Genomic DNA, 25,260 nt, shown 5'->3' on the forward strand with positions numbered 1-25,260 from the left:
TCCGGTTCGGCTGCTCGCGGCGCTTGCACAAACTTGCGCTTTTGCGTCGCCAGCGGCTGCCATCCGCGCGCCAGCGCAGTAGGATGGCAATCAGAGGATTTCACCATGACCCCATTCAGCCAGTTGCAAGTCTTCAACGTCATGCATGCGGCGCCCAACGCACGCCTGGAGCACAGCGTGCAGTTGGCTGACGGCCTGTCGGCGGCGGTGTGGAGCAACCGCGACGACGCCCGCGATTATCAGGCGCCGAGCCACCACACGCTGTCGTGCTACATCAGCGACGGCACCGGCACCTTTCGCCGTCAGCGCCCTTCGGACAAGGGCGCCCCGGACAAGCTGTGCATCATGCCGGCTGGCTCCGAGTCGAACTGGGTAGTCAACGGCTCGATCCGCCTGGCCCACCTGTACATCAGCGAGGAACAGTTCGCCCTCGGCTGCATTCGCCTGCTCGACCGTGAACCGCGGGAAATGCAGCTGCGCGAAGCGACCTTCGTCGATGACCGCGAGCAGGCGCAGCGCTTTCGCCAGCTGATCGGCATGGCCTGGGACGAACCCGGCGAACGCCTGCTGGCGAGCAGCCTGGCGCATGCCATCGTCGACCATGCGGTGCTCAGCCAGGCCGGGCTGCGCCAGGGCTTACGCCTCAAGGGCGGCCTGGCGCCAAGTGTGCGCCGGCAACTGGCCGAGTACATCGAAGCGCACCTGGACCAGCCGCTCAGCCTCGGCGAGCTGGCGCTGCGCTGCAACCTCTCCGAATACCACTTTGCGCGGATGTTTCGTGCAAGCTTCGGCCTGCCGCCGCATCAATACCTGCTGGCCCGCCGCCTGCAGCGTGCTTGCCAGATGTTGCGTTACGGCCAACAGCCCTTGCTGCAGATTGCCCTGCACTGCGGTTTTGCCAGCGCCAGCCACTTCAGCAACCGTTTCCGCCAGGCCTTTGCGGCGACGCCTGGCGAATACCGGGCAGCCTGGCGCGGTTAGAACTCCAGGGTGGTCGACAGGCTGACCTGGCGTGCATCGCCAACAGCAACGAAGTAACTATTCACTGCCGAGCTGTAATAGACCTTGTCGAACAGGTTCTTCACGTTCAGTTGCAGACGCACCTTGTGCTCGTCGAGCTGGGTTTCGTAGCTGGCGAAGGCATCGGCCACGGTGTAGGCCGGCAGGTCGAAGTCATTGGCCGCGTTGCCGGCACGCTCGCCGACATAGCGGGCGCCAGCGCCCAGGCGCAGGCGGTCGCCACCGAACAGGCTACCGTAGTCATACACCGCCGACAGCGAGCCACTGTTGCGCGCCACGTTCTGCAAACGCTTGCCCTTGAGCTCTGGATCCTTGGTCACTTCGGCATCGGTGAAGGCATAGCTGCCGATCAGGCTCCAGCGCTCGCTGAGCTGGCCGCTGAGGTCCATCTCAAGCCCACGCGAGCGAACTTCACCGGCGTTGCTGTAGATGATCGTGCCAGTGTCGCTGGTGCCATTGGCGACCAGGACATTGCGCTTGGTGATGTCGAACAGGGCAATGTTGCCAGTGAGCTGCCCAGGCATGTCCAGCTTGGCCCCCAGCTCCCACGACTTGCCCTCCTCCGGAGCGATGCTGCCATCCAGCGTGAGGGTCTGGCCAGCGCCGACGCTGATCGGCGCGATGGTCGAGTTTGGCTTGAACGACTCACTGTAGCTGGCATACAGCGACAACTGCTCATCGACCTTGTACACCACGCCAGCATTCGGCACCCAGGTCTGGCCATTGCTGTCGGTGTTGGCCTTGAACGGGCGGCCGCGGCCGGCGTACTGGTCATACTGCTGGAAGCGCGCGCCGGCCACCAGAATCCAGTGCTCATCGAGGTGCAGCGCGTCCTGCACGAACAGCGAGTCGGTGCGCAGCTTGTCGGTCTGGTCGCTGTCGCTGGCGCGCACGTTGCTGCCTTCCACCTCCTGGCCATACACCGGGTTCTGGTAGCTGAAGGTCGAGCGGCTGGTCTGGCGGATCAGGTCGCCGCGAAACACCTTGCGGTCTTCGTGATCAAGGCCGAGCAGCAGGTCATTGCGCAGCCCGGCCAATTCGAGGTTGCCGTTCAGGCTGACGGTGGCGAATTGGTCGCGGCTCATCGCGCCGTGGGTGCCATCGATACTCCGGGTCAAGGTGCCACGGGCCTCGTTGACGCCGGTCACGCGGACCTGGCTGGCATCGTAGGTTTCGCGGTTGAAGCTGTAGCCGGCATGGACCTTCCAGTCGTCGCTGAGCTGGTGGTCCAGCTCGAGCCGGTACAGGTCGCTGCGCCCCTGCATGTCGTTGAACGGCTCATCAAGACGCCGGGTTGCCGGGATATTCAACGGGTGGCCATTGCTGCCGAAGGCGGTACCGCGGTCGAACGGATAGAGAAACTCGCGGTGCTCGTAGGCCAGCACCACTTGCGTATCCTCGCCCAACCAAGCCAGCGACGGCGCGACCATCGACTCGCGGTGCACGCCGTAGTTGCGCCAGTAGTCTTCGTCTTCGTGGTCGACGATCAGCCGGTAGGCCAGCGGCGTGTCGCCCAGCGCGCCGGTACTGTCGAAGCCGCCGCCGCTGCCGTTCTTGCCGCTGCCGTAGGTCGAGCCGCGCAGGTTCAAGGCGTTGTACTGCTCCAGTTGCGGGCGCTTGCTGACCACGTTGATCACCCCGCCCGGGTCCTGGATGCCATACAACAGCGAGGCCGGGCCCTTGAGTACTTCGACCCGCTCGGTGCTGGCATTGAGGCTGCGCCCCTGCACCAGCGGCATGCCGTCGCGCATGATCGAGCCGTCGCGGTTGTCGCCAAAACCGCGTTTCATCACCGTGTCCGCAGTGCCGCCGAAATTGTTGCCCTGGGTGATGCCGCTGACGTTGGCCAGGGCATCGTCCAGGTTGCGCGGCGCCTGGTCGCGGATGACCTGGGCCGGGACCACGTTGATGGTGTGGGGGATGTCCTGCACCGCGCCCTGGCCGCGCATGATCGAGGCGTTGGCGGGGGGTTGATAGCTGTACAGGTCGCTTTGCGAGTTGACGTTGATCGCCTGCAGGTTGAGCGCACCGGAAGTGTCCACCGGCTCCAGCGTAAGGGTGCGTGCATCGACGCGCCGCCAGCTCAGGCCGGCATTGCCCAGCAGTTGCTGCAAGGCCTGTTCGGCGCTGAGCGAACCGCTCAAGGCCGGGGCCTGCAGGTTGGGCAGTTCGACGGTATAGACCAGGCTCTGGCCGGTGGTGCGGCTAAAGGCGTTGAGTGCCGCCGGCAACGGCTGGCTGGGCTGGGCGAAGCTGTACAGCTGTGCTTGCGCCGCAGCACTGGCAGGCGGGGCAACGACGGCGCCGGACAGGCTGGCAAGACCCAGCCAGAGGGGAACGCAACGCGAGGTGAACTTCATGGACGCTGACCTGAAAGAGGGGTGATCGCATGCGAATGAATCGCTTTTCACTCACTACACGGATGGCGTCGCCGGTTACCTCACAACAATTCGCAATTATTTTTCAGAGGCATCTGATGATTTGAGCAAAGTGAGCCGGCCGAGCAACGTCTGCCGCGAGAAACCCACCACCTGGCCCAGCGAATCCAGCGCCAGCAGCGGTTGATTGGCCGGAATGCTGGCACTGACAAGGCGCTGGCCCAGGGTGTCATCGAGCAGCACGATCCGCCCTGGGTAATAGCGACGCAGGTCTTCCAGCACGTCGGCCAACGGCACCTGTTGATAACTTAGCCAGCCCTGACGCCAGGCCAGGCGGCTGTCACTGTCGACGGCTTCGATCTGCCCGGCGCGGCCTGCGGCATAGGTCAGTTGCTGATTGGCCGTCAGCTCGCGGGCCGACTGACCTGCCGTCGGCGTTACTGCAACGCGGCCGCTGCGCACCGTGACCTGGGCGCCCTCGCCTTGCTCGCGTACTTCAAACTGAGTGCCGAGCACGCGCACTTCACCGCCAGCGGCGTCGACCAGAAAGGGTTGACCGGTGTGGGTCACCTGGAAGAACGCTGCGCCGCGCAAAAGCTGAATCCGCCGCTCACCGTGATCGAAGTCGACCGCCACCGCGCTGCCCGCATCCAGGGTCATCTGCGAGCCATCGGCCAGGGTGATTTGCTGCAACTCAGCGCCACTGCGGTAGTCGGCCTGGGCATCCTGCAACCAATGCTGCGGCTGCCAGCCGCCGACGCTGCCCAGCGCCAGCAGCAGGCAGGCGGCGGCAGCCAAAGCACCACCACGACGGCCCCAGCGCTTGGGCTGGCGAGCCTGGCGGATAGCGTCCAGGTATGGCTGCAGACTGGCCTGCTGTTCTTCGGCCAGTTTGGCCGCCGGCAGTTGGCTCAGTTGCCAGACATGCTCTGCGTGCGCATACGCCTCGCGATTGGCCGGGTCGGCCAGCAACCAGCGTTTGAACGGCGCAGCCTGGGCTTCGCCTGGATTGTGAACGATGCGGTTCAGCCAATGCAGCGCCGCCTGCTCGGGAGCCTTGGTGCTTGGCTCGGTGTGGCTGGTCATCGGCCGCCTCCTGGCCTGCGCGGCGCGGCAACGCTTGCCTTGCACGCTTCGAGGGCGCGCATCATATGCTTTTCCACAGCGCTCTGGGACAACTGCATGGCCTTGGCGATTTCGCCGTAGGTGCAGCCGTGGACGCGGCTGAGCAGAAATATCTGCCGGCTGCGCTCGGGCAGGCCGCGCAACGCGGTCTCGATCCGCTGCAGATCATGCTCGGCGGCCAGCGCCTGCTCTGGCGCCGGGCTGTCATCTGAAACCGGCAAGCCTTCGACTACTCGGCCACGGCTGCCCTCACTGCGCAGGTGGTCGATCGCCAGGTTACCGGCGCAGCGCAGCAGGTAGGTATCCAGTGCTTCGACCTTGACCTCGGGCCGGCGCCAGAAGCGCAGGAACAACTCCTGCACCAGGTCCGCCGCGGTCGCCCGGCAGCCCACCCGGCGGCTGACCAGTGCTTCCATGCGCCCGCGCTGGGCGAGAAACACCTGGACGAAGCGCGCCCGGCCACTGGCGGCGTCGGCGTCTGCCGGGTTGCTGGGCGTTGGCTCGTTCAAGCGCTCACACACCCAGCGCAGCCAGCACCGGCCCGAGCAGCACGCTGACCAGGGCCAGGCCAAGCAACAGCCGTGGCTGATAAGGCAGGTCAAACACCCACAGGGTCAGCCCGGCCATCACCAGCGCGAACCACTCAACCAGGCCGAAGGCCAGGCCGCGAACGTTGACAGCAAGGATCAGCGACAGCACCAGCAGCGCCCAGCCAGCCCAACGCAGGGCAGGTAATTGCCCAGGCTTGGGTTTGCGCTTGAGCAGCTCACCGAAGTGCTTTTCCATCGCCAGACACAGGGCCACCAGCCCGGCGAAGGTGATCAGAGCGACGCTCAGCATCAGTTCACCTCGGCCGTGGTCGAGGCGGCTTTGGCAGCACGCGGTGCGCGCTTGGCCTGCACGTTGGGCGTGCGCAGCATCTTGCCAGCGGCCCAGGCGAGGAACAGCCCGGTGCCCAGCGCGGTAAGGTCAAAGCCGGCCATGGCCCAGTCGCCACGGGCGATCGACTGATCAAGGCCGTGGCCGGTGACCACCGCGTTGAGCAGCGCCAGCCCGGCAAACGCCAGTGCCCCCAGCGCCAATTGCTCGCCCCAGGCCTTGCGCCCCGGCCGCAGCAGCGCGTGCAGCGGCGACAGGGCCCAGGCCAGGAAGAACACGTTGATCTCCCAATCAGCCCGCCCCGGCATGCCGATTGGCAGCAACCGATTGGCCCAGAAGAACCCTGCCACGCCGAGCAACAGCCCGCTCATGCTGGCGATATTGAGCACTTCGACCAGGCGCAACTCGAACGGCAAGCGGCCACTCTTGGCGTGCTTGAGCTGGCGCTTGCCCAGCCACATCACCAGGCCGGTGCCGATCACCGCAGTACCGGCCACGCCAAACACAAAGTACAACCAGCGCAGCCACGGCCCGGCAAAGTTGCCCATGTGCAGGCCGGCGATGGTGAACGAGGTCATCATCGCCGCGCTTTCCGGCTCGCCCTGGCTGAGCTGCGCGCCGCTGACGCCATCGAAGGTCCAGTTGGCGCTGCGCTGATAGGCGACGTGATCGGCGGCGGCCTGGGTCACGGTCACCCGGGCATTGCTGTCGCCGGGGTTGGCAACCTGCAGGTAGCCGATACGGGCGCCGGGCACGATGGTCTGCACCTTGGCATACAGCGCCGGCAGATCGGTCAGCGGCGCTGCCACGCCGGCGGCCTTGGGCGCTTCGTCACGGCCGAACAGCTCGCTGAAGTAAGTGTCGGATTCGCCCTTGTATGCCGCCATGATGCTCGCCGGCATGACCATGTACATGAACAGCAGCAGGCTGCTGTAGCTGATCATCAGGTGAAACGGCAGTACCAGCACGCCGATCGCGTTGTGGCCGTCCAGCCACGAACGCTGGCCCTTGCCTGGGCGGAAAGTGAAGAATTCCTTGAAGATCTTCTTGTGGGTGATGATCCCGGTGACCAGCCCCAGCAGCATGATCAGCGCGCAGAAAGTCGCCAGCCAGCGGCCCCACGGGTGCGGCATCTGCAACTGGAAGTGGAAGCGGTAGAAGAAGTCGCCACCGCGGCTGTCGCGCACCTCTACCCGCTCACCGCTGCGCGCGTCCAGCTCATGGCTGATGAAACCGCGCCGCCCGGTGGCGTTGGGGTCGCGCCAGCTGACGCTGAGGGCAGGCTCGCGGTCGCTGGGCAGGCGGATGAACCAGCTGCCGGCAGTGGCGGCGTTGCTCTGCAGATACCGCTGGGCGAGGTCAAGGCTGACAGCCGGGTCGAGCTGATGGCGCTGTACCTCGGGCTGGCTCCAGTGGGTGATCTCGTCCTTGAAGTACGACAGCGTGCCGGTCAGGAAAATCGCGAACAGCAGCCAGCCAAACAGCAGCCCAGTCCAGGTGTGCAGCCAGGCCATGGCCTGGCGAAAGCCTTCTTTCATGGGTTCTTCATCCAGTAAGCCAGCCCATTGATCAGCGCCAGCGCAAGGCTTGGCAGCAGTACACCAAGCCAGGCGCGGGCGGCCGTGCGGCAGGCGAAGCACCAGATGAACGCCAGCAGGTAAAACACGAACGACAGCATCATCCCGGTCAAGGTCGCGTCGACCGGGGTCATGGGCACCAGCAAGGTGATACAGACGCTTGCCATCGACGCCAGCAGGTAGCCGCCAAGCAAGGCCGCCAGGCAGCGCGAGGCTACAGCCAGTCGATAGCTCAGGAGAATCCCGCCAGCTTTGCGCTTCATGACAAGGTCCGCTAATTGAAGCCATCAATAATAATGATTTCAATTCTCATAAGCAAAGCTCGGCTGCGGCTCCTATCGGTTTTTTGAGGATTGCCGACATGCTGCAGGGAAATTACAATGCGAACCATTCTTACTAGCACTCGCGCCAATCAGCGCCGGAGTCGTTACGGTGTCCAGCGCCCTTTCTGCAACCGTCGAAGGCCTCTATCACGAGCATCACAGCTGGCTCACCGGCTGGTTGCGGCGTCGTTTGGGCTGCCCGCACAGCGCTGCCGATCTGGCCCAGGACACCTACCTGCGCCTGCTCCAGGCCCGCGAGACGCCGCAACTGCTCGAGCCGCGGGCGTTCCTCGCCACTGTGGCCAAGCGGGTACTGTGCAATCACTTCCGCCGCCAAGAGCTCGAACGCGCCTACCGCGAAGCTTTGGCGCAGGTGCCTGAGCAGTTCGCCCCGTGCGAAGAGCAGAAGGCGATCATCTTCGAGACCCTGCTGGAGCTGGACCGCCTGCTCGACGGCTTACCGCCGCTGGTCAAGCGCGCCTTCCTGCTGGCCCAGGTCGATGGCCTCGGGCAAAGCGAAATCGCCCGTGAACTGGGTATCTCGCTGGCCACGGTGAAGCGTTATCTGAGCAAGGCAGCCCTGCGCTGCTACTTCGCCCTGTGAACAGCAGCTTTGGCGCCGAGGTCGCCGAGCAGGCGGTGCACTGGCTGATCGAATCCCAGGGCGATGATTTCGACGCGCGCCAGCAGCATGCGCTGCAGCGCTGGCTGGAGGCTGACGGCGAGCACCAGCGCGCCTGGGCGCATATCCAACAGGTCAACCAGCGCTTGCGTGGAGTCGCCTCGCCCATTGTGCATGCGACCTTGCAGGCGCCGCCATCGCCTGCCCGGCGGCGTGCGATCAAGGCTTTGTTGCTGCTTGGTGTGGCCAGCGCAAGCGGGCTCGCTGTGCAGCAACATAGCCCCATGCCGGGGCTGCTGGCCGACTACCGCAGCCCGGTCGGCCAGCGCCGGCGGCTAACCCTCGATGACGGCAGCCAGCTGCAACTCAACACCGGCAGCGCCGCCGATGTGCGCTTCGACAGCCAGCAGCGGCTGCTGCGGTTGGTCGAGGGCGAGCTGCAAGTTGAGGTGGTCAACGATAGCCGGCCAATGCTGCTGCGCAGCGCCGAAGGCGTACTGCGGCTGGAACCGGGGCGCTTCAACCTGCGTCAGTTCAGCGGCTTCAGCCAACTGGCGGTGTACAGCGGCCGCGCCAGTCTCGACGGGCAGTCATTGCTGGCGGGCCAGCAGGCAGCTTTTGCCAACGCTGGCTGGCAGGGTATTGCGCCGTTGCAGGCGGATCGCGGTGCCTGGGTCGACGGCATGCTGGTGGCCGCGCAAATGCGCCTGGCGGACTTTCTCGACGACCTCGGTCGCTACCGCTACGGCCGCTTGAGCTGCAGCGAGCAAGTCGCCAACCTGCGTATTTCCGGCTCTTATCCGCTGGATGACAGCGAGCGGATCCTGCAGATGCTCGAAGTGGCACTGCCGGTCAGCGTGCGCCGTTTCACCCGCTATTGGGTCACGGTCGAGCGCCGCGTTGGCTAGCCAGCAAGTATTTTTCAAATAACCTGAGCCATTTCTGCAAGCTCGCGTGACAGACAAGGCAGACCCCCTCTCAAGGACCCGCTCATGCTGTTGCGTCCCAGCTCCCTCGCCCTGTTGCTTGCCTCCACCTTCAGCCTCGCCGCGCCTGCCGTGCTGGCCGCCGAGTACCACATCGCCGCCGGCTCGCTGGAGCAGGCCTTGAACCAGTTTGGCCGCGAGAGCGGTGCGCTGATTTCGTACGGTTCGCAACTCACCCAAGGCTTGCAGAGCCCGGGCTTGCAAGGCGAGTACGCGCTCGATCAGGGCCTGGAGGCACTGCTGCGCGGCAGCGGCCTGCAAGCTCGCCAAGAAGGTGCCAATGCCTTCAGCCTGCAGCCTGTCGCGGCACCTGCGGCCAGCGCGCCGATCGAGCTGGGCGCGTCCACCGTGGTCGGTGACTGGCTGGCCGAAGCGCAAGCCGACAATGTCTTCGACCACCCCGGCGCACGTGACGTGATCCGCCGCGAGCAGTTCGAACGCAGCGGCGCCAGCAGCCCGCGTGAAGTGCTCAACCGCATCCCAGGGGTGAATGCGCCGGACACCAGCGGCACCGGCGGCCACGACCTGGCGCTGAACTTCGGCATCCGCGGCCTCAACCCGCGCCTGGCCTCGCGCTCGACGGTGCTGATGGACGGCATCCCGGTGCCGTTCGCGCCGTATGGCCAGCCGCAGTTGTCGCTGGCCCCGCTGAGCCTGGGCAACATGGACGCGGTAGACGTGGTGCGCGGCGGCGGTGCGGTGCGCTATGGGCCGCAGAACGTCGGCGGCATCGTCAACTTCGTGACCCGGGCGATCCCCGAACAGGCCACGTTCAAGGCGGCCATGCAGAACCAAGTGACGCCGTCGTCCAGCCACGATGGCATCAAGAACAGCGCCAACCTGCTGGTCGGCGGCACCAACGCCAATGGCCTGGGCGGCGCCCTGCTGTATTCCGGCAGCCGCGGCGGCGACTGGCGTGAGCACAGTGATACGCAGATCGACGATTTGATGCTCAAGGGCAAGCTGCAGCTCGATGAGGCCAACAGCCTGCACGCCATGGCGCAATACTATGAAGGCGAAGCCGAGATGCCCGGCGGCTTGAGCCAGGCAGCCTACGACGCCGATCCATATCAGTCGACCCGACTCAAGGACAAGTTCTGGGGCCGGCGCACGCTGGTCAACGTCGGTTACGACTACAAGCAGGATGATCGCCAGGTCAGCATCAACAGCTTCTTCACCAAGACCCTGCGCAGCGGCTATCTGGACCAGGGCAACTTCGTCTCGCTGTCGCCACGCGAATACTGGGTACGCGGCATCGAAACGCGCTTCTCGCAAGGCCTGGCCCTGGGTGACAGCTGGCATGAAATCGGCGTCGGCTACCGTTACATCAACGAAGCCGGCCACGAGTTGCGCTACCAGGCACCGGTCAATGGCGACATGCCGACCAGCAGCAGCTTTCTCGGTCGCGACACCCGCGGCAGCACCGAAGCGCATGCGATTTACCTGGACGACCGTATCGATATCGGCCGCTGGACCATCACCCCGGGCGTGCGCTACGAGATGATCGACTCCGAGCAGAGCAACAAGATCAGCGGCCAGCGTTACCAGGGCAGTTACAACACCGCCCTGCCCGCCCTGAACGTGCTTTACCACCTGACCGACCGCTGGAATCTGTACGCCAACACTGAAGGCTCGTTCGGCAGCGTGCAGTACAGCCAGATGCCCAATCGCGTCAGCAGCGGCGAAGTAAAACCGGAAAAAGCCCGCACCTGGGAGGTCGGCACGCGCTACGACAATGGCGACCTGCAGGCGGAGATCGGCGCATTCTTGATCAATTTCGACAACCAATATGAAAGCAACCAGAGCAACGACGCGGTCATCGCACGCGGCGAAACGCGCCACCAGGGCATCGAGACCAACCTGCGTTACGCGCTCGATGGTTTGAGCCCGGTATTAAGCGGCTTCGATGTGCACCTTGGCTACGCGTTCGTCGATGCGACCATCCGTGAAGACGGCGCCAACAAGGGTAATCAGGTGCCGTTCTCGTCTCGACACAAGGGCACCCTCGGCCTGGGTTATACCGATGGGCCGTGGCAGCTGAACCTGGACAGCAGCTTCCAGAGCAGCCAGTTCGCCGACAACGCCAACACTCGCGAGGAAAGCGCCAATGGCGCCAATGGGCGCATCCCCGGCTACATGCTGGTAAGCACCCGCGCGGGCTACGACTTTGGCCCGCAGCTATCTAACCTAAAGCTCGCCGTTGGGGTGAAGAACCTGTTCAACCGCGAGTACTACACGCGCTCGTTCGACGATAACAATCGCGGCAAATATGTCGGTGAGCCACGCACGTTGTACGTTCAGACCTCGGTCGAATTCTGACGGGGTGAGGGGCGCATCGGCGCCCCAAGCCGAATCATGCTGCGCTCGGCTGCGTCCATCCAGCGCTGATTTAATTCAAAAAATTTATATTTTAAAAGGGCTTGAAATCGCCGCTCGGATGCCTGACCTTACAGTCAAGAGGCGATAAATTTCCACAGGCCTCAATGGCCTGGGCGACTCTTGCGAGCAAGCTGAATAAGGATTGAAGTCATGCAAATCCAAGTCAACAGCAGCAACCAGATCGACGGCAGCATCCGGCTTGAAGAGTGGGTACGTAGTACTCTTGAGAGCAGTCTTGAACGTTACGAGGACGATCTCACCCGCATCGAGGTGCACCTGCGCGACGACAACGGCGCCAAGCCCGGACCGCATGACAAACGTTGCCAGATGGAGGCTCGCCCCAAAGGCCATCAACCGATTTCCGTAAGCCACACGGCCACTTCGCTGGAGCAGGCTGTCGAGGGTGCCACGACCAAGCTCGACCACGCGCTGGATCACCTGTTCGGCAAACTGCGCAGCAAACGTGTAGTGCTGGAAGTGAACGAAGAAATCGAGGAGTGATGACAGCGCTGTTCGGTTAGTTGCACAAGGGCCGCTCCGCGGCCCTTTCTGATTCAACCAACTCACCACAAAGCCAGGCCGATCAGCGGCTGTGAACCATCTGCGCGGATACCCGGTCAACTTTTCCATCCAGTTAACCTGCAGATCCGCGACCATGCACAATCCATTCGATCAGATCAGCAATGCCTTCGCCCCGCGTTATCGGGTCAACCTGAGCATCACCCGCCTCGACGGCAGCATCATGCTGACCCTGTCCGACGACAGCGGCGCCGTCGCCAAGCGTTTGATCAGCCAGGCCCAACGCAACGATCCGGTACGCTTGCAGCGGGTCATCGACAGCATCCGTCTGGGCCTGGCCATCGAACAAGGCGAAAACCCGCTACAGGTACTCGCCGCCCTCACCCGCGACCCTGGCCAGCAACGTCATGCCGCCAGCCAGCTCGCCAACTGAGCGCTAGCGGCCTTCGTCGACTTCCTTGCCGTGAGCGTCCAGCGCCCGGCTTGAGGGATATCGGTACGATGCATAGCGCACCACCAGAATCGCGAAGGCCAACAGCAAGATGCCGCCGCACAAGTACAGCAGGCCGACGTCCGGCGCCTTGTGATGGGACACATCGCCGATCAGCAAGCGCGTCAGGGCCGTGATTGCCACGTACAGCAGGAAGCGGATCGGCATGTGGTTGGTCTTGAAATAGATCCCGACCATCGCCCCCAGCTCCAGGTAGATGAACAGCAGCAGAATGTCATCGACACTGACCCCGCCCTTGCTGAGCATGTCCAGAAACGCCTCGACCGCCGCCCACGCGGTAATCCCGCCGATACCGAACAACGCCAGGTAGTGAAACCCCTCGACGCACAGGTTGCCCAGCGAGTCGGCAGAGCCGTGCAGGCCCTTGCGCATTTTTTCTGCCCATTTGATGTTCACGATGCTCGATTCCCCGATACGACTGAAGGATGGTGCGCCACCTGTGTGACGCTTGTGCCATGCAGTTAAAAGGCCAGACACGAGGGTTGGAAGGCGACCGATTGCCGCAAGGCACCTATGAGCTACGCTTTCGTGCAGATAAATGGCCACTATCGGGTTGCGCTGGGGTGGCCTATGCGAGTACTGTACACCCATACAGTAAATTATTTGCATAACCCGCTATAAAGGCACAGAGGTGATGAATGGCCGTCGAAGTGGTATACCGCAGCAGTCGCGACCCGGAGCAGTTGTTCATGGATAAAGCCGAAGCGGATCGTCACGACAAGATGCTCGAGCTGGCCGAGCGCCTGGCTGATGTACTGCAAAAAGCGGTGCCGTCGCTGACCGAACAACAAGTCGAGGAAGCCGGCATTTACATGGCGAAGAATCGCGATGTGTTCGCCCGAGCGTTCAAGAGCCAGCCCGATGCCTTGGCCGAATTGCTTGAGGGCAACGCGGCAGAATAACTGCCGTCAGCCATACAGCAAACGCTCCGCCAGCATCTGCGCCACCCGCGCTGGCGAGCGTTTTTCCGCCTGGGCATGGGCGAACACTTCGGTCAGGCGTGACGGAATTCGGGCCAGATGCGCGGTAATGGTGCCGAGGCTCTCGCCACGGTGGGCCAGTGCCACGTAGATCAAGCCACCGGCATTGATGACGTAATCCGGCGCATAGAGGATCCCGCGCTTTTCCAGATGATCAGCCACCTGCAGGGTCGTCAGCTGGTTGTTGGCAGACCCCGCCACGGCAGCGCAGCGTAATTGCGTGACACTTTGGCCACTGAGTACCTGACCCACGCCACAAGGTGCGAAGATGTCGCACGGGGTGCTGACCAGCGCATCATTGGTCACTGGTTGGGCATTGAATTGCTCCACCGCCAAACGTACCTTGCCCGCGTCAAGATCGCTGACCAACAGTTCCGCGCCCGCCGCGTGCAGTTGCTCGGCCAACGCGAAGCCAACGTTGCCCAAGCCCTGTACAGCAATCCGCAAGCCTTCCAGATTATCGGTGCCCAGCCGTGCCATTGCTGTGGCCCGGATGCCAGCGAACACCCCGATGGCTGCATGTGCCGAGGGGTCTCCCGAAGCGGTGGTACTGGTAACGTGGGCAGTGCTCTGGGCAATGCAGTCCATGTCCAGGGTTGAGGTGCCACTGTCGACGGCAGTGATGAAGCGCCCATTCAAGCTGTCGAGCGCGCGGCCAAACGCCTCGAACAGTGCTGCGCGGTTTTCCACATGGGCGCCGCGCATGATCACGGCATTGCCACCGCCCTGTGCCAGGCCTGCCAGTGCAGCCTTGTAGCTCATGCCCTGAGCCAGGCGAATGGCGTCGGTGACGGCGCTTTCGTCGTCGGCATAGGCCAGGTAGCGACAGCCGCCCATGGCAGGGCCCAACTGCTCGTTGTGGATCGCCACCACGGCTCTGAGGCCGCTGGGTGGATCGACGAACAGGTGCAGTGACTGCGTGCGGGTGCTTTGCATGAGCGCGAACATCGACCGCCTCCAGCGAGGTGCTCCTGACAGTATAGGCAGCGCGATGCACAGCGCAGGCTGGTCGGACCACTGGACGAACCACGCTGTCAGAGCTAATACTCAAGCATGTCGGGGGAGAGTCTGATGAACCCACGTAAAGCCTGCCTGGCGTGCCTGGAACGCGCGCCCGTCGACCTGCTGGAAGCAACCTTGTGGATCGCCGCCGAGCACGATCCCAGTGTCGTGCCCGCCCACGCCCTCGCCCAGGTGCGCGAGCTGCACCAGCAAATCAATGCCAGCCTGCCGATGTTGCCGCTCAGTGAGCTCGCCCAGCCGCTGTTGCGCCAGCTCAACACGCTGGGCTTCCAGCAAGACGAAATGCTGCCCCTGCGTGCCCACGCAGCACTGATGGACAAAGTCTTGCAGCGCCGCCGTGGCCAGCCGCTGGCGTTGGCAATCCTCGCCCTGGAATTGGCCCGGCGTTTGTCGATCCCGCTGGAAGGGGTCAACTTCCCAGGCCATTTTCTGCTGCGCGTGCCTGGCGCGGATCACCTGCTCGACCCGTGCGGCGGTCGTCGTCTGTACCCGGCTGAGTGCCGCCAGCTACTGGCCCGTCAGTTCGGCCCACAGGTAGTGTTGACGGCTGAACATATGCAGGTGGCCAGCCCGTTGCAGATGCTGCAGCGGCTGTCACGCAACCTGCGCCAGCTGCATATCAGCAACGACAATGACCTGGCCGCATTGATCGACGCCGAACGGGTCATGCAGCTGGGGCCGGTGCTGGTCAGCGACTATCTGGCGCGAGCCACGCTGTACCAGCGCCTGGACTGCCCGCAGGCCGAGCGCTTTGACCTGGAGCGGGCATTGCTGCTCAGCGAAGACCCGGCGCAGCGCTTGAAGCTGAGCGAACGTCTTGGCCACCTGCCCGCCAGCAGCCCATCGATTCACTGAAGCGGGGTATCAGGCTGACGTGATGGATGCGCCTGGATAAACGCCGGATGCTGCGCCGCCAGCGCTGCCACCCGGTTGATCCGCGGGCAGCGGCTCAGATCGACACTGAACCGCTCGGCCGCATACAGCTGTGGCAGCAGGTAGGCATCAGCCAAACCCGGCGCAAGACCAAAGCAGAAGCCCTGATCATCGATCAACTGCTCCACCGCTGCCAGACCCTGGCCAATCCATTGGGCAATCCATAGATTGACCTGCGCCTCGTCCAGCCCCAGCTGACGCAACTGATTGAGTACGCTGACGTTGTGCAGCGGGTGCACATCGCAGCCGATGATCGCCGCGACGCCCCGTACCTTCGCCCGTGTCTCAGCCTCGGCAGGCAATAGCGGCGGCTGTGGATAAACCTCCTCCAGGTACTCGATGATCGCCGCCGATTGCACCAACACACTACCGCTGTCACAGCCCAGCGCGGGCACCCTGCCCTGCGGATTGAGCGCAAGGTAGGCATCGCCACGCTGCTCGCCCTTGAGCAGGTTGACCGGCACGTTGTCGAACGCGAGGCCCTTTAACGCAAGGGCAATCCGTACCCGATAGGACGAGGTCGAACGGTAATAGCCGAACAGCCGCATGGCCTGCCCTCTCAGTTGGCCGCGATGACTTTGCCGCGGCACTCGCCGAAGCCGATGCTGACCGCGCCGTCGCGCTTGCAGCGAGCACGCAGGATGATCTCGTCACCGTCTTCAAGGAACTTGCGCACCTCGCCGCTGGCCAGTTCGATCACCTGCTTGCCGCCATCCGTCATCTCCAGCAGGCTGCCAAATGCCCCTGGCTGCGCGCCGGACAATGTCCCCGAGCCGAACAGGTCGCCTGCTTGCAACTGGCAGCCATTGACGCTGTGGTGGGCAACCATCTGGGCCACGGTCCAGTACATGCTCAGGGTGTTGCTCAGGCTCAGGCGATGAGGCGGCAAGCCCTGTTCGCGCAGGCCTTCGGTGATCAGCAGCACTTCCAGTTCGATGTCGAGCGCACCGTTGGCCTGATCGCGTGCATCGAGCAGATACGACAGTGGCTGCGGATCACCCTCGGGACGCGCCGGCTGAGCGCAACGGAAAGGTTCCAGTGCCTCGGCAGTGACTACCCACGGCGACAGCGTGGTGATGAAGCTCTTCGACAGGAACGGCCCCAACGGCTGGTATTCCCACGCCTGAATATCGCGCGCCGACCAATCGTTGAGCAGGCAATAACCAGCGACATGCTCGGCCGCATCGCCAATCGGGATCGCTTGCCCAATGTCATTGCCCTGGCCAATCCAGATGCCCAGTTCCAGCTCGAAGTCGAGCCGGGCGCATGGGCCAAAGCTTGGCTCGGTCTGACCCGCAGGCAGGGTCTGGCCCTTTGGCCGACGCACATCGGTGCCCGACGGGCGCAGGGTCGAGGCGCGGCCGTGGTAGCCGATTGGCACGTACTTGTAGTTGGGCAGCAGCGGGTTGTCCGGGCGGAACAGCTTGCCGACGTTCTTCGCGTGCTCGATGCCGACATAGAAGTCGGTGTAGTCGCCCACCTTGGCCGGCAGGTGCATTTGGCAGTCGCTGGCGAGGTACAGCGCCGCTTGCAGTGCAGCCTGATGTTCGCTGTGCTCGCCCAGCAGTTCCAACAAACGCTGGCGCAACGCAACCCGGGCCGAACGGCCAAGGGCGAAATAGGCATTCAGCGTGGCGTCGGCGGTGGCCTCGACCGCAGTTTTGGCGTCACCCTCGAACAGGCCGGCGGCAAGCACGGCCTGCAGGTCGAGAATCGAATCGCCGATGGCCACGCCACAGCGCTGCGCTTCACCCGGCCGGCTGAAAATCCCCAATGGCAGGTTCTGCAGCGGGAAGTCGCTGTGACCGTTGGCCTGTTCGACCCAGCTACGGGCAGTCGCGGTGTGGTTCATGGGTTATCTCCGATTCGGGTTGAAGGTGCTCGGCAAGGTGGCCCAGCAGCTGTCATAGTCGGCCTGCAATTGCGGGCATTCAAGCGCACTCTGGCTCGGGCGCAGGACCTGGCTGGTCTCGAACATGAAGGCCATGGTGTTGTCGATCTTGTGCGGTGCCAGCTCGCCATTGATGGCCTTGTGGCAAGTCTCGGCATCCGGGCCATGGGCGCTCATCACCCCATGCAACGACGCGCCACCGGGCAGGAAGCCGTCGGCCTTGGCGTCGTAGGCGCCCTGGATCAGGCCCATGAATTCGTTCATCAGGTTGCGGTGGAACCACGGCGGGCGGAAGGTATTCTCGGCGACCATCCAGCGTGGCGGGAAGATCACGAAGTCCATGTTGGCCAGGCCGTGGACGCTGCTCGGTGAAGTCAGCACGGTGAAGATCGATGGGTCCGGGTGGTCGAAGCTGACCGTACCGAGGGTATTGAAGCGACGCAGGTCGTATTTGTACGGGACGTTGCTGCCGTGCCAGGCGACCACATCCAACGGCGAATGCTGCAGTTCGCAGGCCCAGTGTTCGCCGAGAAACTTCTGCACCAACTGGACCGGGCCGCTGCTGTCTTCGTAATGCGCCACGGGGGTGAGGAAATCTCGCGGGTTGGCCAGGCCGTTGCTGCCGATCGGGCCAAGATCGGGCAGGCGCAGTGGCGCGCCGTGGTTTTCGGCCAGATAACCACGCGCCTGACCGTCGAGCAGCTCGACGCGAAACTTCATGCCGCGCGGAATCACGGCGATTTCCAGCGGTTCGACATCGAGTACGCCCAGCTCGGTGGCGATACGCAGGCGGCCTTGCTCAGGCACCAGCAGCAGCTCGCCATCGGCATTGAAGAACACCCGCTGCATCGAGCGGTTGGCACTGTAGATATAGATGCTGACGCCGGATGGCTTGTCCGCCGCGGCGGTGGCAACCATCGGCCGCCAACCTTCGATGAAATCAGTGGCTTCGGTCGGTAGCGGCTGCGGGTTCCAGCGCAGGCGGTTGGGCGTCACCGCGCCCAGTGGCGCCGCCAGCGGTTGGCGCGCAAGACGTTCGAAGCGCGGGTGCAGCGCCGACGGGCGAATGCGATACAGCCAGGTGCGCCGCAGTTCGCTGCGGGCCATGGTGAACGCGGTGCCCGAGAGCAATTCGGCGTACAGGCCGTAAGGCGCGCGCTGGGGTGAGTTCTGCCCGACCGGCAGGGCGCCAGGCAGCGCTTCACTGGCAAACTCGTTGCCAAAGCCGCTGAGGTAGTCGAGGGCGGGGTCGCGGGTCATCTGTGCCTCCAGGCTCACTGAGAGCCATGCTGGCAGGGGCTGCTGGGCTGAACCGGGCCGTATCACGGTGGCTGGCAGCGCGTCTGCATTGTTATTGTCGTAATCAGATTACGAATAACGTAATTTGCTCGCCGCCCGTCGTCAAGTTATAAAGTCGCCATCTGTCAATGTGGATTCCTTTCTCCATGTCCAAAGCCAGCACCCCTGCCGACACCGGCAAGCAAAAGGTCCGCTCGGCGGAAGTCGGCACCGATATCCTCAAGGCCCTTGCCGAGCTTTCGCCGTCGACCTCGCTGTCGCGCCTGGCCGAGCACGTCGGCATGCCGGCGAGCAAGGTGCATCGCTATTTGCAGGCGCTGATTGCCAGCGGTTTCGCCGAGCAGGATCGCGCCACCAACCACTACGGCCTGGGCCGCGAAGCGTTGCGAGTGGGCATGGCCGCGCTGGGCAGCATCGATGTGCTCAAGGTGGCGGCGCTGCCGCTGTCGGCATTGCGCGACGCGCTCAACGAGAGCTGCTTCATTGCTGTGTGGGGTAATCAGGGCGCGACCGTGGTCAGTATCGAGCCGGCGGTACGCGCCGTTACCGTGGTGACGCAGATCGGCTCGGTGCTGCCGCTGCTCAGCTCATCGACCGGGCTGGTGTTCGCTGCGCATTTGCCCGAGCGCGAAACGGTTGACCTGCGTGAACGTGAGTTGGCCGCCATGACGCAGACATTCGACGCCTATCAGCCACTTTTGGCAGGGATTCGCGAGCAGGGGCTGCACCATGTGCATGGGCTGTTGATGCCTGGCGTCGACGCACTTTCGGCGCCGATCTTCAATGCCATGGGGCACATCGTAGCGGTGATGACCGTGGTTGGGCCGACCTCGATTTTCCATGCCGATGAGCATGGCCCGGCGGCGCAGCAGTTGCTGGCGGCCACCCGCGACATCAGCTGGCGGATGGGCTACGCGGCCTGAACAGTGACTCTTACTCGGCGCGTAAAGGTGAATGTCGCCTGAGGCTATTTTTCTCGCCGCAACAGCGGCTTATGCTGACTTCACTGGCCAGCACGCAGCGCACTCCCCCGCCCTGAGTGCAGGCCACGCTCGACGACGTTGATTTTGAAGCTCCTTGATCTAACGTCCAGATTGGCCACTGCACGTGCAGTGGCCTTTTTTTTTGCTCAGGTCAGCGCGGCAAAGCCTGCACGGATCTCGTCTTCGGGCAGTTCATCGCCGATAAACACCATCACACTTTCACGCGCCTCGTCGGCCTTCCATTCGCAGTCCCAGTCGAAGCCGTACAGCTTCAACACGCCCTGAAACACCAAACGGCGCTCATCCCCAGCGATATTGAGCACGCCTTTGTAGCGCAGCAACTGCTTGCCGTGGTTTTCCAGCAGCTCGTTCATGAACTCGCTGAGTCGATCAATATCCAGCGCAGTGCTAGTACGCAAAACCAGCGTCGAGATGCGATCCGGGGTCGCCGGCTTGAGCACCGGGCGCAGGCTGCGGGTGATACTCGCGCCCAGGTCAGGATTGAGATTGAAGCCGCGCACATCAAGCAACTCAGCCAGGTCGATGCGGCCCTGCTCGACGATGCGAATCGCCGCGCGGCCGTTGATCCGCGCCAGGCGCTCCTGCAAGGCCTCGACAGCCTCAGCCGTGACCAGATCGGTCTTGCTCAACAGCAAGCGGTCGGCAAAGCCGACCTGAGCCTGGGCAATGGCCTGGGTCAGGTGGACATCGGCGTGGGCGGCGTCGACCAGGGTGATGATGCCGTCGAGGATGTAGCGATCGCGCAGCTCTTCTTCGATGAAGAAGGTCTGCGCGACTGGCGCCGGATCAGCCAGACCGGTGCATTCGATCACCAGCCGGTCAAACGCGATGTCGCCGGCATCCAGCCGCTCCAGCAGCAGGTACAGGGCTTTGGTCAGGTCAGTGTGGATAGTGCAGCACACACAACCGTTGGCCAGGGTCATGACCTGCACCGGCTCGTCTCCGAGCAATTGGCTGTCGATGCCGGCTTCGCTGAATTCGTTTTCGATCACGGCGATCTTCAGGCCATGCTCGGCCTTGAGCATGTGCTTGAGCAGGGTGGTCTTGCCCGCACCGAGAAAACCGGTGAGGACCGTTACAGGAATAGGCGTTTGCACGCAGACATCTCCTTTGGCCATAAATGAAAGTGGGAGCCCGGTTGCCCGGGCTCCCACTCGATCACACTTGCCGCTGGTTCAACAGCACTTGGGCCCGGACTTGCCGCCGTAACGGGCTTCCTGTCGCTCGCGGAAGAACTCCTCGTAGCTCATCATCGGCTTGTCCGGGTGCTTGCCCTGCATGTGCTCGACATAATTGTCGTAGTCGGGCATGCCGACCATCAGCCGGGCAGCTTGCCCCAGGTACTTACCCAGGCGACCCAGGTCGTTGAACATGGCTGCAGTCCTCTCGTTTACGCGTCAGGCAGCGCCTGGAACGGGGTTTCTTTATCGCTGCGCTCTTTGCGACCCAGTGCCGAGTAACCGACTCTGAGGGCGAAGAACAGGATGCTGAACACCACCACCAGGAACAGGATGGTCAAGCCAGCGTTGGTATAGGCGTTGAAGATCACGTGCTGCATCTGACCAACGTCCTTGGCCGGGGCCAATACCTGACCGGCGTCCAGCGCGACGCTGTACTTGTTCGCCAGGGCCAGGAAGCCAACAGCCGGGTTCGGATCGAACAGCTTGATGAAGCCTGCAGTAGTGGTGCAGATCAGCAGCCATACCGCCGGTACCAGGGTGACCCACATGTAGCGCTGGCGCTTCATCTTGATCAGCACCACGGTGCCGAGCATCAGCGCGATACCGGCCAGCATCTGGTTGGAGATACCGAACAGCGGCCACAAGGTGTTGATGCCACCCAGCGGATCGATCACGCCTTGATACAGCAGGTAGCCCCACATCGCCACACAGCCAGCAGTGGCAAGCAGGTTGGCGCCCCACGATTCGGTGCGTTTGAGTGCAGGCACGAAGCTGCCGAGCAGGTCCTGCAGCATGAAGCGCCCGGCACGGGTACCGGCGTCCACTGCGGTGAGGATGAACAGCGCCTCGAACAGAATCGCAAAGTGGTACCAGAAGGCCATGGTGTTTTCACCCGGCAATACCTGGTGCAGGATCTGCGCGATACCGACTGCCAGCGTTGGCGCACCACCGGCACGGGCCAGAATGGTGTGCTCGCCAATGTCGCGGGCAACCGCTTCAAGTTGCTCAGGGGTGATCAGGAAGCCCCAGCTGCTGACCGTCTGCGCGACGCTTACCACGTCGGAGCCGACCACTGCTGCCGGGCTGTTCATGGCGAAGTACACGCCTGGCTCGATTACCGAAGCAGCAACCATGGCCATGATAGCCACGAACGACTCCATCAGCATGCCGCCGTAACCGATGTAACGGGCGTTGGTTTCGTTGTCGAGCAGCTTGGGCGTGGTGCCCGAGGAGATCAACGCATGGAAACCGGATACCGCACCGCAGGCGATGGTGATGAACAGGAACGGGAACAGCGTGCCCTTCCAGACCGGGCCAGTGCCGTCAGTGAACTGGGTCAGCGCAGGCATCTTCAGTTCAGGCGCGAGGATCAGGATGCCCAGCGCCAGCGCGACGATGGTACCGATCTTGAGGAAGGTCGACAGATAGTCACGCGGCGCCAGTACCAGCCATACCGGCAGTACAGCGGCAACGAAGCCATAGCCCACCAGCATCCAGGTGATCTGCACACCGGTGAAGGTGAACGCCGGGCCCCAGACCGGGTCGGCAGCCACCAGGCCACCGATCCAGATCGACAGCAGCAGCAGGACCACGCCGATGATCGAGATCTCACCAATCCGCCCCGGGCGGATGTAGCGCATATAGATGCCCATGAACATCGCGATCGGGATGGTCGCCATCACCGTGAACATGCCCCACGGGCTTTCAGCCAGGGCCTTGACCACGATCAGCGCCAGCACCGCGAGGATGATGATCATGATCAGGAAGCAGCCGAACAGGGCGATGGTGCCCGGGATCCGGCCCATTTCTTCACGGACCATGTCACCCAGCGAGCGGCCATTGCGGCGGGTGGACATGAACAGGACCATGAAGTCCTGAACGGCACCTGCCAGGACCACACCGGCAATCAGCCACAGCGTACCGGGCAAGTAACCCATCTGCGCGGCGAGTACCGGACCGACCAGCGGCCCCGCGCCAGCGATGGCGGCGAAGTGGTGACCGAAGAGGATGTGCTTGTTGGTCGGCACATAGTCCAGACCATCGTTGTTGAGTACCGCAGGGGTTGCCCGACGTGAGTCGAGCTGCATCACCTTGGTGGCGATGAACAGGCTGTAGTAGCGATAGGCGACCAGATACAAGGCCACTGCCGCAACCACAATCCACAAGGCGTTGACTGCCTCGCCGCGACGCAGGGCAACTACACCCAGCGCACAGGCTCCCAGTACTGCCAACACCAGCCACGGAATGTGGCGTAGCAGGCTATTATTGTTGTTCATGGTTTACTTCCAGCTGGTGGATTGGAAAGACCGCCAAGCGAGTCTAGGGCCAGTCAAGGCGCATTGCCACATTTGCTTTGTTCTAGAGCCTTTGCCGCCCGATTGCGCAAGCACATACGCCCATACCTTCAACTATAGTCAGGATGTCTTGCAGAGGGCTTTGACCATGAGCGATCACGACGAACGTCGGCGTTTCCAGCGAATTGCTTTCGATGCCACCGCAGAACTGCGCCAAGGCTCGCGAAAATGGCAGGTAAAGCTGCTGGATATCTCCCTGAAGGGCATTCTGGTCAGCCGCCCCGAGCGCTGGGAGCCAGATGCCACGCAGGATTTTGAAGCGACGGTACACCTCAGCCCTGAGGTGCAACTGGAAATGCAGGTCGAGCTGCGTCATGAAGAAACCGGCAAGCTGGGCTTCGTCTGCCTCCACATCGACCTCGACTCGATGAGCCATCTGCACCGTCTTGTGGAATTGAACCTGGCTGATCGCACCGAAATGATGCGCGAACTGCGCGAACTCATCGAATAATACTATCTGTTAGCTAGCTAACCTGCCCCTCCTCAATGTGTTTCCTGTCTACCCAGACAGCTTCTTGCAAGCGGTCTGGGGACTTGTACACAACTTTATAATCACGCTTGCGCTCTGTTGGAACGCTTTCTGCATTCAGCTAAGACGCTGTTTACGGGCACTCTTGTGCGCGCTCCGATCAAAATATTGTATACAATTTTTGTGGCCATCCTTTGTAGGAAGTGTCTACAGTAGCCCCACAACAATAAACAGAGAGCCTGCTCCATGACGACGCCCCCTGGAACATCTGCGACCCAACGTCCCGAGGACGAAAACCTCGGCCTTGGCGCCAACCTGGCCTACGGTCTGCAGCATGTGCTGACCATGTATGGCGGGATCGTTGCGGTCCCGCTGATCCTGGGCCAGGCAGCGGGCCTGAACCCCGCCGAGATCGGTCTGTTGATCGCCGCCTCACTGTTTGCCGGTGGCCTGGCGACCTTGCTGCAAACACTTGGTTTACCGTTTTTCGGCTGCCAGCTGCCGCTGGTTCAAGGTGTGTCCTTCGCCGGTGTGGCGACCATGGGCGCGATCCTCAGCAGTGAAGGTGGCGGTGGCCTGCCGGGGGTGCTCGGCGCAGTGATGGCGGCCTCGGTGCTCGGCTTTTTGATCACGCCGGTGTTCTCGCGGATCACCAAGTACTTCCCACCGCTGGTGACCGGCATCGTCATCACCACCATCGGCCTGACCCTGATGCCGGTTGCGGCGCGCTGGGTCATGGGCGGCAACAGTGCCTCGCCAGAGTTCGGCAGCATGGCCAACATCGGCCTGGCCGCGCTGACCTTCGCCATCGTGCTGGTGCTGAGCAAACTCGGCAGCGCGACCATCTCGCGACTGTCGATCCTGCTGGCGATGGTGGTCGGTACGTTGATTGCCTGGTCGCTGGGCATGGCCGATTTCAGCAAGGTCGCCGAAGGCCCGATGTTCGACATGCCCTCGCCGTTCCACTTCGGCATGCCGACCTTCCATATCGCCGCGATCCTGTCGATGTGCATCGTGATCATGGTGACCTTGGTCGAAACCTCGGCAGACATCCTTGCGGTCGGTGAGATCATCGATACCAAGGTTGACTCCAAGCGCCTGGGCGACGGTCTGCGCGCCGACATGGCCTCCAGCATCCTGGCACCGATCTTTGGCTCCTTCACCCAGAGTGCCTTCGCCCAGAACGTCGGCCTGGTGGCTGTGACCGGAGTCAAGAGCCGCTATGTGGTGGCTACCGGCGGCCTGATCCTGGTCGTGCTGGGCCTGCTGCCGGTGATGGGCCGAGTGATCGCCGCAGTGCCGACGCCAGTACTTGGCGGTGCTGGCATCGTGCTGTTCGGCACCGTGGCTGCGAGCGGGATTCGCACCTTGTCCAAGGTCAGCTACAAGAACAACGTCAACCTGATCATCGTCGCCGCCTCGCTGGGCTTTGGCATGATCCCGATTGCCGCACCGAACTTCTACCACCACTTCCCGAACTGGTTCGAGACCATCTTCCACTCCGGCATCAGCTCGGCGGCGATCATGGCGATTCTGCTCAACCTGATGTTCAACCACTTCACCACCGGTAACTCGGAGAACCAGTCGGTGTTCGCCGCAGCCTACGAGCGCACCATCCAGTACTCGGACATCTCCGCCCTGCGTGATGGCGACTACTTCAAGGACGGCAAACTGTTCGACGCCGAAGGCAACGAGGTGCCACTGCAAGAGGGCGCAGAGCAGGACGGCGCGGCGCGACGGCGCAACGCGGTGGCCGAGCACTGACGCCTGGCCGAGCTGTAACAAGGGGAGCCGACGCGCATCGTCG

The 25,260-nt window shown here is 63.1% G+C and carries 25 protein-coding genes; 11 read left to right on the forward strand and 14 right to left on the reverse strand.

Features of this window, described 5'->3' with window-relative positions; all coding sequences use genetic code 11:
- The first annotated feature begins 105 nt into the window (after nucleotides 1-105).
- On the forward strand, nucleotides 106-981 hold the full coding sequence (locus IDM28_RS18705) for a helix-turn-helix domain-containing protein (RefSeq protein WP_101322066.1): 876 nt from the start codon (nucleotides 106-108) through the stop codon (nucleotides 979-981).
- Here the strand turns inward: IDM28_RS18705 and IDM28_RS18710 are convergent.
- The 6 genes from IDM28_RS18710 to IDM28_RS18735 form a co-directional block, all read right to left on the reverse strand.
- The gene (locus tag IDM28_RS18710; RefSeq protein ID WP_188036636.1) at nucleotides 978-3,380 is read right to left on the reverse strand and encodes a TonB-dependent siderophore receptor; all 2,403 of its coding nucleotides are present in this window, start codon (nucleotides 3,378-3,380) and stop codon (nucleotides 978-980) included. The two genes, IDM28_RS18705 and IDM28_RS18710, sit on opposite strands and share 4 nt — an antisense overlap.
- A 96-nt stretch (nucleotides 3,381-3,476) precedes the next feature.
- Nucleotides 3,477-4,484: a FecR family protein gene (locus tag IDM28_RS18715; RefSeq protein WP_188036637.1), complete on the reverse strand. Its 1,008-nt coding sequence runs from the start codon at nucleotides 4,482-4,484 to the stop codon at nucleotides 3,477-3,479.
- Nucleotides 4,481-5,032 carry an RNA polymerase sigma factor gene (locus tag IDM28_RS18720; RefSeq protein ID WP_188036638.1) on the reverse strand — a complete coding sequence of 184 codons (552 nt, stop codon included), beginning with the start codon at nucleotides 5,030-5,032 and terminating at the stop codon, nucleotides 4,481-4,483. Before IDM28_RS18720 ends, IDM28_RS18715 begins: the two co-directional genes overlap by 4 nt.
- A 4-nt stretch (nucleotides 5,033-5,036) precedes the next feature.
- Nucleotides 5,037-5,363 carry a DUF3325 domain-containing protein gene (locus IDM28_RS18725; RefSeq protein WP_188036639.1) on the reverse strand — a complete coding sequence of 109 codons (327 nt, stop codon included), beginning with the start codon at nucleotides 5,361-5,363 and terminating at the stop codon, nucleotides 5,037-5,039.
- Nucleotides 5,363-6,940: a PepSY-associated TM helix domain-containing protein gene (locus IDM28_RS18730; protein WP_188036640.1), complete on the reverse strand. Its 1,578-nt coding sequence runs from the start codon at nucleotides 6,938-6,940 to the stop codon at nucleotides 5,363-5,365. Before IDM28_RS18730 ends, IDM28_RS18725 begins: the two co-directional genes overlap by 1 nt.
- Nucleotides 6,937-7,242, reverse strand: coding sequence for a DUF3649 domain-containing protein (locus tag IDM28_RS18735; protein ID WP_101322071.1), 306 nt, complete (start codon nucleotides 7,240-7,242; stop codon nucleotides 6,937-6,939). The genes IDM28_RS18730 and IDM28_RS18735 overlap by 4 nt, the downstream gene beginning before the upstream one ends.
- A gap of 169 nt (nucleotides 7,243-7,411) precedes the next feature.
- Here IDM28_RS18735 and IDM28_RS18740 point away from each other — a divergent pair, with 169 nt between their 5' ends.
- The 5 genes from IDM28_RS18740 to IDM28_RS18760 all read left to right on the forward strand — a co-directional run bounded on the left by IDM28_RS18740 (nucleotide 7,412) and on the right by IDM28_RS18760 (nucleotide 12,241).
- Complete coding sequence (locus tag IDM28_RS18740; protein ID WP_150573023.1) at nucleotides 7,412-7,906, forward strand: sigma-70 family RNA polymerase sigma factor; 495 nt, start codon at nucleotides 7,412-7,414, stop codon at nucleotides 7,904-7,906.
- Nucleotides 7,903-8,832: a FecR domain-containing protein gene (locus IDM28_RS18745; RefSeq protein ID WP_188036641.1), complete on the forward strand. Its 930-nt coding sequence runs from the start codon at nucleotides 7,903-7,905 to the stop codon at nucleotides 8,830-8,832. The genes IDM28_RS18740 and IDM28_RS18745 overlap by 4 nt, the downstream gene beginning before the upstream one ends.
- An 84-nt stretch (nucleotides 8,833-8,916) precedes the next feature.
- Nucleotides 8,917-11,229, forward strand: coding sequence for a TonB-dependent Fe(3+) dicitrate receptor FecA (gene fecA / locus IDM28_RS18750; protein WP_188036642.1), 2,313 nt, complete (start codon nucleotides 8,917-8,919; stop codon nucleotides 11,227-11,229).
- A 210-nt stretch (nucleotides 11,230-11,439) separates the two neighbouring features.
- Nucleotides 11,440-11,790: an HPF/RaiA family ribosome-associated protein gene (locus IDM28_RS18755; protein ID WP_101322075.1), complete on the forward strand. Its 351-nt coding sequence runs from the start codon at nucleotides 11,440-11,442 to the stop codon at nucleotides 11,788-11,790.
- Nucleotides 11,791-11,944: 154 nt separating this feature from the next.
- Nucleotides 11,945-12,241: a DUF3509 domain-containing protein gene (locus IDM28_RS18760; RefSeq protein ID WP_101322076.1), complete on the forward strand. Its 297-nt coding sequence runs from the start codon at nucleotides 11,945-11,947 to the stop codon at nucleotides 12,239-12,241.
- Nucleotides 12,242-12,244: 3 nt separating this feature from the next.
- Here IDM28_RS18760 and IDM28_RS18765 read toward each other — a convergent pair whose 3' ends face one another.
- Nucleotides 12,245-12,715 carry a phosphate-starvation-inducible protein PsiE gene (locus tag IDM28_RS18765; protein WP_101322077.1) on the reverse strand — a complete coding sequence of 157 codons (471 nt, stop codon included), beginning with the start codon at nucleotides 12,713-12,715 and terminating at the stop codon, nucleotides 12,245-12,247.
- Nucleotides 12,716-12,957: 242 nt separating this feature from the next.
- On the opposite strand from IDM28_RS18765, the gene IDM28_RS18770 reads away from it, so the two are divergent.
- On the forward strand, nucleotides 12,958-13,221 hold the full coding sequence (locus IDM28_RS18770; RefSeq protein WP_101322078.1) for a YebG family protein: 264 nt from the start codon (nucleotides 12,958-12,960) through the stop codon (nucleotides 13,219-13,221).
- A gap of 6 nt (nucleotides 13,222-13,227) precedes the next feature.
- Here IDM28_RS18770 and IDM28_RS18775 read toward each other — a convergent pair whose 3' ends face one another.
- Nucleotides 13,228-14,247 carry a Glu/Leu/Phe/Val dehydrogenase family protein gene (locus IDM28_RS18775; protein WP_188036643.1) on the reverse strand — a complete coding sequence of 340 codons (1,020 nt, stop codon included), beginning with the start codon at nucleotides 14,245-14,247 and terminating at the stop codon, nucleotides 13,228-13,230.
- Between the two features lie 123 nt (nucleotides 14,248-14,370).
- On the opposite strand from IDM28_RS18775, the gene IDM28_RS18780 reads away from it, so the two are divergent.
- Nucleotides 14,371-15,177: a SirB1 family protein gene (locus tag IDM28_RS18780; RefSeq protein ID WP_188036644.1), complete on the forward strand. Its 807-nt coding sequence runs from the start codon at nucleotides 14,371-14,373 to the stop codon at nucleotides 15,175-15,177.
- Here the strand turns inward: IDM28_RS18780 and maiA are convergent.
- Genes maiA through hmgA form a run of 3 tightly spaced genes read right to left on the reverse strand, consistent with a single transcriptional unit; the run spans nucleotide 15,171 to nucleotide 18,406 of the window.
- Nucleotides 15,171-15,803 (reverse strand): maleylacetoacetate isomerase, encoded by a 633-nt coding sequence (maiA, locus tag IDM28_RS18785; RefSeq protein ID WP_188036645.1) that lies wholly within the window; start codon nucleotides 15,801-15,803, stop codon nucleotides 15,171-15,173. The two genes, IDM28_RS18780 and maiA, sit on opposite strands and share 7 nt — an antisense overlap.
- A gap of 11 nt (nucleotides 15,804-15,814) precedes the next feature.
- On the reverse strand, nucleotides 15,815-17,107 hold the full coding sequence (gene fahA / locus IDM28_RS18790; RefSeq protein WP_150570682.1) for a fumarylacetoacetase: 1,293 nt from the start codon (nucleotides 17,105-17,107) through the stop codon (nucleotides 15,815-15,817).
- A 3-nt stretch (nucleotides 17,108-17,110) separates the two neighbouring features.
- The gene (hmgA, locus tag IDM28_RS18795; RefSeq protein WP_188036646.1) at nucleotides 17,111-18,406 is read right to left on the reverse strand and encodes a homogentisate 1,2-dioxygenase; all 1,296 of its coding nucleotides are present in this window, start codon (nucleotides 18,404-18,406) and stop codon (nucleotides 17,111-17,113) included.
- Nucleotides 18,407-18,591: 185 nt separating this feature from the next.
- Here hmgA and IDM28_RS18800 point away from each other — a divergent pair, with 185 nt between their 5' ends.
- Complete coding sequence (locus IDM28_RS18800; RefSeq protein WP_101322084.1) at nucleotides 18,592-19,368, forward strand: IclR family transcriptional regulator; 777 nt, start codon at nucleotides 18,592-18,594, stop codon at nucleotides 19,366-19,368.
- A gap of 206 nt (nucleotides 19,369-19,574) precedes the next feature.
- On the opposite strand, the gene yjiA is transcribed toward IDM28_RS18800, so the two are convergent.
- From yjiA to IDM28_RS18815, 3 genes are all read right to left on the reverse strand, one after another.
- On the reverse strand, nucleotides 19,575-20,546 hold the full coding sequence (yjiA, locus tag IDM28_RS18805) for a GTPase (RefSeq protein WP_188036647.1): 972 nt from the start codon (nucleotides 20,544-20,546) through the stop codon (nucleotides 19,575-19,577).
- A gap of 78 nt (nucleotides 20,547-20,624) precedes the next feature.
- Entirely contained in the window at nucleotides 20,625-20,822 is a 198-nt protein-coding gene (locus tag IDM28_RS18810; RefSeq protein WP_101322086.1) for a YbdD/YjiX family protein, read from the reverse strand.
- A gap of 17 nt (nucleotides 20,823-20,839) precedes the next feature.
- Nucleotides 20,840-22,906, reverse strand: a complete 2,067-nt coding sequence (locus IDM28_RS18815; RefSeq protein WP_101322087.1) for a carbon starvation CstA family protein — start codon at nucleotides 22,904-22,906, stop codon at nucleotides 20,840-20,842.
- Nucleotides 22,907-23,072: 166 nt separating this feature from the next.
- Between IDM28_RS18815 and IDM28_RS18820 the strand changes: the two genes are divergently transcribed.
- Both IDM28_RS18820 and IDM28_RS18825 read left to right on the forward strand, forming a co-directional pair.
- Nucleotides 23,073-23,435, forward strand: a complete 363-nt coding sequence (locus IDM28_RS18820) for a PilZ domain-containing protein (RefSeq protein ID WP_150570684.1) — start codon at nucleotides 23,073-23,075, stop codon at nucleotides 23,433-23,435.
- 264 nt (nucleotides 23,436-23,699) lie between these two features.
- The gene (locus IDM28_RS18825) at nucleotides 23,700-25,217 is read left to right on the forward strand and encodes a nucleobase:cation symporter-2 family protein (protein ID WP_188036648.1); all 1,518 of its coding nucleotides are present in this window, start codon (nucleotides 23,700-23,702) and stop codon (nucleotides 25,215-25,217) included.
- The last annotated feature ends 43 nt before the right edge of the window (nucleotides 25,218-25,260 follow it).

It is taken from the genome of Pseudomonas sp. EZ-C24, assembly GCF_014525325.1.
Classification (GTDB): domain Bacteria; phylum Pseudomonadota; class Gammaproteobacteria; order Pseudomonadales; family Pseudomonadaceae; genus Aquipseudomonas; species Aquipseudomonas shirazensis.

What these genes read in the sequence shown, in the direction of transcription:
- hmgA (WP_188036646.1), bottom strand. Translation starts at nt 18,406, where the DNA reads ATGACCCGCGACCCCGCCCTCGACTACCTCAGCGGCTTTGGCAACGAG.
- IDM28_RS18760 (WP_101322076.1), top strand. Translation starts at nt 11,945, where the DNA reads ATGCACAATCCATTCGATCAGATCAGCAATGCCTTCGCCCCGCGTTAT.
- IDM28_RS18725 (WP_188036639.1), bottom strand. Translation starts at nt 5,363, where the DNA reads ATGCTGAGCGTCGCTCTGATCACCTTCGCCGGGCTGGTGGCCCTGTGT.
- IDM28_RS18815 (WP_101322087.1), bottom strand. Translation starts at nt 22,906, where the DNA reads ATGAACAACAATAATAGCCTGCTACGCCACATTCCGTGGCTGGTGTTG.
- IDM28_RS18705 (WP_101322066.1), top strand. Translation starts at nt 106, where the DNA reads ATGACCCCATTCAGCCAGTTGCAAGTCTTCAACGTCATGCATGCGGCG.
- IDM28_RS18825 (WP_188036648.1), top strand. Translation starts at nt 23,700, where the DNA reads ATGACGACGCCCCCTGGAACATCTGCGACCCAACGTCCCGAGGACGAA.
- IDM28_RS18820 (WP_150570684.1), top strand. Translation starts at nt 23,073, where the DNA reads ATGAGCGATCACGACGAACGTCGGCGTTTCCAGCGAATTGCTTTCGAT.
- IDM28_RS18780 (WP_188036644.1), top strand. Translation starts at nt 14,371, where the DNA reads ATGAACCCACGTAAAGCCTGCCTGGCGTGCCTGGAACGCGCGCCCGTC.
- maiA (WP_188036645.1), bottom strand. Translation starts at nt 15,803, where the DNA reads ATGCGGCTGTTCGGCTATTACCGTTCGACCTCGTCCTATCGGGTACGG.
- IDM28_RS18730 (WP_188036640.1), bottom strand. Translation starts at nt 6,940, where the DNA reads ATGAAAGAAGGCTTTCGCCAGGCCATGGCCTGGCTGCACACCTGGACT.
- fecA (WP_188036642.1), top strand. Translation starts at nt 8,917, where the DNA reads ATGCTGTTGCGTCCCAGCTCCCTCGCCCTGTTGCTTGCCTCCACCTTC.
- IDM28_RS18715 (WP_188036637.1), bottom strand. Translation starts at nt 4,484, where the DNA reads ATGACCAGCCACACCGAGCCAAGCACCAAGGCTCCCGAGCAGGCGGCG.
- IDM28_RS18735 (WP_101322071.1), bottom strand. Translation starts at nt 7,242, where the DNA reads ATGAAGCGCAAAGCTGGCGGGATTCTCCTGAGCTATCGACTGGCTGTA.
- IDM28_RS18800 (WP_101322084.1), top strand. Translation starts at nt 18,592, where the DNA reads ATGTCCAAAGCCAGCACCCCTGCCGACACCGGCAAGCAAAAGGTCCGC.
- IDM28_RS18710 (WP_188036636.1), bottom strand. Translation starts at nt 3,380, where the DNA reads ATGAAGTTCACCTCGCGTTGCGTTCCCCTCTGGCTGGGTCTTGCCAGC.
- IDM28_RS18810 (WP_101322086.1), bottom strand. Translation starts at nt 20,822, where the DNA reads ATGTTCAACGACCTGGGTCGCCTGGGTAAGTACCTGGGGCAAGCTGCC.
- IDM28_RS18755 (WP_101322075.1), top strand. Translation starts at nt 11,440, where the DNA reads ATGCAAATCCAAGTCAACAGCAGCAACCAGATCGACGGCAGCATCCGG.
- IDM28_RS18770 (WP_101322078.1), top strand. Translation starts at nt 12,958, where the DNA reads ATGGCCGTCGAAGTGGTATACCGCAGCAGTCGCGACCCGGAGCAGTTG.
- fahA (WP_150570682.1), bottom strand. Translation starts at nt 17,107, where the DNA reads ATGAACCACACCGCGACTGCCCGTAGCTGGGTCGAACAGGCCAACGGT.
- IDM28_RS18775 (WP_188036643.1), bottom strand. Translation starts at nt 14,247, where the DNA reads ATGTTCGCGCTCATGCAAAGCACCCGCACGCAGTCACTGCACCTGTTC.